We start from the raw sequence: 2,973 nt of genomic DNA, 5'->3' as shown, positions 1-2,973 counted from the left end.
CCACAAAACAAAGCTTTACTCACCGCCCTACACTTTGGGCCGACCCAGAGGCTCTCGGCGACGATTACAAAAACGCACTAACTGATGAGCGCCTAAACGAGCTTGCCAACAATATTGATGTGAACCAAGCCAAGCAATGGCCATTTAGTGCCCAGCCAGGCGACACTGTTTGGATGGCAGCACGCGATAAAAATGGCCAACTCGTGAGCTTTATTCAAAGTGTTTACTGGGAATTTGGCAGCGGAATACTCATGAGCGAAGGTGGCTTTGTGTGGAATAATCGCGGTTTAAGCTTTAGTTTAAACACTGATGAAGCCAACGTACTTAAAGCACATAAAAAACCAGCTCATACACTTAACCCTGCTTTAGCAAAATTTGACGATGGCAGGCGCCTTGCCTACGGCACCATGGGCGGTGAAGGGCAACCTCAAACTCAAGCCGCAGTATTTACAGGTTACGCATGGCGTAATAAATCGATTAACCAAGCGGTGAGCGACCCGCGCTGGTTACTTGGCCGTACATGGGGCGACACCAGCACTAATTTAAAAGTAGAGCAAACCCTAGCTTCTCAAATTAAACATGAATTAAATCAACGTGACCACGACTGGGTAAGCGTTGATAATAACAATGAAATGATGGGCCACGCGGGTGCAATTTTAGATACACCTACCAGCCTTGAAGCAGCAACCGATCCTCGTTCAGATGGTCGTGCAACAGTAACTACAGCAGGAACACAATGACAGAAATAATAAACCAATGGCCCATTATTGTGGCCTTAATAGCAACCGGCATTTTTGCGGGTATTTTAGCAGGCCTATTTGGTGTAGGCGGCGGCATAGTAATTGTGCCTGTGCTGTACTTTTTATTGCAAGGTTTTGGCGTAAGCCCTGAGTCGGCCATGATGATAGCCACTGCCACATCGCTTGCCACCATAGTGCCTACTTCTATTTCGTCTATTCGCTCGCATCATGCAAAGGGCAACATTGACCTTGCTTTAATTAAATACTGGGCGCCGTTTATTTTAGTAATGGCCGTTGTAGGCAGCTACTTAGCGCACTCAATACGCGGTAATGCACTGGTACTTATGTTTGCTTGTATTGCTATTTTAGTTAGCCTTAACATGCTCTTTAGAGCCGGCGCCCCTGCCCTTGTAAGTAAGTTACCGGGTAAATTTGGCCAAGGCATAATGGCAAGTATTGTTGGTGGCTTATCGGTCATGATCGGCATAGGCGGCGGCACAATTGGTGTGCCCATGCTTAACGCATTTAACGTACGTGCCCATGTTGCCGTAGGCACTGCAGCCGTATTTGGCTTATTGATTGCGCTACCGGGCGTAATTACCTTATTAAGTATTGGCACAACGCCAACCGATGCTCCCCTAGGTACGTGGGGGTTAGTTAACCTCCCTGCCTTTTTTCTTATTATTCCGCTGACTATTTTGTTTGCGCCTATTGGCGTAAAAATTGGTAGCAAGTTGGATCAAAAACAATTAAAACGCGCTTTTGCCGTTGTCTTAATGATAACGGGTATTCGCATGCTTATTCAGACTCTGGGAGCCTAAAACATGTTTAGCAACACGCAAATTCAAACTTTAAACCCGCCGCAGCGTTTACTAATGGGGCCCGGGCCAATTAACGCAGATCCACGCGTACTGCGTGCTATGTCGGCGCAGCTAATTGGCCAATACGACCCAGTAATGACCGGCTTTATGAACGAGACAATGGCACGCTATCGCGAAATCTTTAAAACCAAAAACGAATGGACCATGTTAGTTGACGGTACATCACGCGCAGGAATAGAAGCCGTTTTATGCTCTATTTTACGCCCAGGCGATAAAGTACTTGTGCCAATTATGGGGCGCTTTGGCCACTTGCTGGCTGAAATAGCCGAGCGCGTTGGCGCAAAAGTGCACACTATAGAAGTACCGTGGGGCGAAGTATTTACCCCAGAACAAATAGAAAAAGCCATTGTTGATGTAAAACCCCATGTACTTGCCATGGTACAAGGCGATACTTCAACAACCATGAACCAACCGCTTGAACACATTGGCGATATTTGCCAAAAGCACGATGTACTATTTTACTGCGATGCCACCGCCTCAATTGTAGGTAACGATTTACCTGCCGATGAGTGGAAACTCGATGCGCTTTCGGTTGGTTTGCAAAAATGTTTAGGTGGTCCCTCTGGCTCTGCGCCATTAACACTGAGTGACAAATGCGCCGAGTGGATCCAAAAACGTAAAAAAGTAGAAGCGGGTATTCGTACCGCGGAGCATACCGACGGCACCGAGCCATTTGTACGCTCTAACTACTTTGATTTAGGCATGATCATGAATTACTGGGGCGAAGAGCGCCTTAACCACCATACCGAAGCAACCAGCATGCTTTACTGCGCATCAGAATGTGCTCGTATTGTTATTGAAGAAGGCGTAGATAACTGCGTTGCCCGCCATAAATTACATGGCGATGCCATGCTAACAGGTATTCAAGCGCTGGGCTTAAACGTATTTGGCGATTTAAACCACAAAATGAACAACGTGCTGGGTGTTTATATACCCGAGGGCATTAACGCCGATCACGTACGCGCTCAAATGCTAAACGACTTTGGTATTGAAATTGGCACCTCGTTTGGGCCACTGCATGGCAAAATTTGGCGTATTGGTACGATGGGTTACAACGCCCGTAAAGATGCCGTACTGCAAACATTGGCAAGTTTAGATGCCTGCTTACATGCCAACGGTTACAAAGGCCCTAAAGGCGAAGCCGCTATTGCCGCCCTTGCCCATTATAAATAATAAAAAGGATTTAGCATGACGATTGCAAGCCCCTCTCTAACGCCATTATTAAATAATGAGCTAGCTACCACCTATGCTGCGCGCGCCTTAGCGCGCTGTAAAACACTCAGTGGCCTATCGCAAATGCAAGGCGGCATTCACCGCGTGTATTTATCTAAAGAGCACAAAGAGTGTAATAG

General features: G+C 46.9%; 3 protein-coding genes and 1 pseudogene. All 4 read left to right on the top strand.

Going from position 1 to position 2,973, the window contains the following annotated elements:
• Positions 1-740: gamma-glutamyltransferase (locus tag CWC11_RS20165; protein ID WP_171038464.1), on the top strand; the 740-nt coding region annotated here is incomplete at its 5' end.
• On the top strand, positions 737-1,561 hold the full coding sequence (locus tag CWC11_RS20160) for a sulfite exporter TauE/SafE family protein (protein WP_089349466.1): 825 nt from the start codon (positions 737-739) through the stop codon (positions 1,559-1,561). The genes CWC11_RS20165 and CWC11_RS20160, both read left to right, overlap by 4 nt.
• A 3-nt stretch (positions 1,562-1,564) precedes the next feature.
• Positions 1,565-2,794: a pyridoxal-phosphate-dependent aminotransferase family protein gene (locus CWC11_RS20155; protein ID WP_138684118.1), complete on the top strand. Its 1,230-nt coding sequence runs from the start codon at positions 1,565-1,567 to the stop codon at positions 2,792-2,794.
• A 15-nt stretch (positions 2,795-2,809) separates the two neighbouring features.
• Positions 2,810-2,973, top strand: a pseudogene (locus tag CWC11_RS23580) (Zn-dependent hydrolase); the annotation flags it as partial.

It is taken from the genome of Pseudoalteromonas sp. S3178, from assembly GCF_005886985.1.
Classification (GTDB): domain Bacteria; phylum Pseudomonadota; class Gammaproteobacteria; order Enterobacterales; family Alteromonadaceae; genus Pseudoalteromonas; species Pseudoalteromonas carrageenovora.
Note: the sequence above shows the minus strand (reverse complement) of the source record. Positions and strands in the feature narration are given on the sequence as shown.